Genomic DNA, 343 nt, shown 5'->3' on the forward strand with positions numbered 1-343 from the left:
ATCTTCACGAACAACCGTTACGGCTGGTGCTTTACCTGTGAATGATTTTTCAGGGACAAAGGTTACAGTTCCGTCTGCTGCTACTGTGTAAGTACCAACACCATCTACTGTCTTGGTAGTTGAACCATCGTCGAAAGTAGCTGGAACGTCATCGTTCATTGGCACACGGCTATCACCTTCAGTAAATTCAGGCTTACCTGTTTGGGTTTGACCTTGTTTACCTGTTGTTTCAACTGGTGTAGCTGTCGGTGTGACTGGAGTCACAGTTGGTGTGTAAGTAGCAGAAGCTTTGGTTCCGTTCTTATCTTCACGAACAACCGTTACGGCTGGTGCTTTACCTGTG

1 protein-coding gene is annotated in these 343 nt (G+C 46.4%); it reads right to left on the reverse strand.

Annotated elements, in window-relative coordinates; genetic code table 11:
• On the reverse strand, positions 1–343 hold a 343-nt coding region (locus tag ADI76_RS06060), incomplete at both ends, for a hypothetical protein (RefSeq protein WP_049515128.1).

It is taken from the genome of Streptococcus parasanguinis, assembly GCF_001074805.1.
GTDB classification, from domain to species: domain Bacteria; phylum Bacillota; class Bacilli; order Lactobacillales; family Streptococcaceae; genus Streptococcus; species Streptococcus parasanguinis_A.